At 63.2% G+C, this 1,111-nt stretch carries 1 pseudogene; it reads right to left on the reverse strand.

What is annotated here, in order from left to right:
• A pseudogene (tnpC, locus tag ACWGTI_RS32475) lies at window positions 1–1,060 on the reverse strand (IS66 family transposase); the annotation flags it as partial.
• Window positions 1,061–1,111: the final 51 nt, after the last annotated feature.

Below are 1,111 nucleotides of genomic sequence, written 5' to 3' on the forward strand. Positions count from 1 at the left end.
AGTTGATCGCGAGCTCGCCTGAACTTGTTTTGGATGTCGCGGGCCAGATCGCACGACGTTGTGGTGGCGAAGATATCGTCCAGACTTCGCTCCAGGGCGCGACGCTTGCCGGCGATGGTCGAGGCGGCGAAGGTTTCGATACCGTCGGCTAGGGCGAAGGCCCTTTGCAGCCAACGCTTGAGCCGTGAGGGCAGCATGTCCTCACTTGCCTCGTCCGCATAGGCGACGTCGCGGGCGAGATGCGCCAGGCAGGTCTGATGCGCATCTGCGTGACCTTGTTGCGCGGCATAGCGATCGGAACACCAGACGTCGGGCCGATGGCCGTCCATCAGGCTCCGGACCACGACGGCGCCGCGCGTTGGCGCCGCTTGATGAACAACCGCTTCGGCGCAGCGAAACACCCAGTGATAGGCGTTGCTTCCTTCGATCCGCACGCCGGTCTCATCGGAGGCGATGACCTTGGCCCGGCGCAACGCCGCGACGGCCTTGTCGCGCTCGGCCGCGAACGCGCCCTGCGCAACATGTTCATCAGTCCGCCCTGGCTAATGGTGAGACCGAAAAGGTTCGCGAACGCGCCCTGCAGCCGCTCGTAGGACAGGGCCTGGAAAGTCTTGAGATAGGTCGCTACGGCGTGCACGCGTGGCCCGAACGGCGTCCCCTTCGCCGCATCTGGCACAGCCGCGACGACCAGCGTGCCGCAGGACGGGCAACGGACTGCCAGACGCCGATGGCGCTCAATCAAAGGCCTGATCGCGGGAAGCTCAATCTTGTCGTGCTCGCTGACGGTTTCGGCAGCAAGATCGCTCGACAGGCTGGCGCGGCAGCAAAGGCATTGGTCTGGATGATGATCGATGATGCGATCGGCATCCTCACTCATGGCGCGGCTGTGACCTTCATGACCCGCCTTGGCGCCGCCAGGCTTTGCCCTGTCCCGACGCGCCTTGCGATCGCTCGAAGGTGGCTTGGACGACGTGCGTGATGTCTTCTCTGGCCGCTGCATCCGCAGCACCAGATCGATCAACTCTTCCTTCGTCAGACGCTGCAAATCAGTGCGATCCATATCCCCATAGATTCAGGGATTCTTGCCCCTGACAAGGGCGTGAGTAATTAC

Source organism: Mesorhizobium sp. ArgA1, assembly GCF_053714375.1.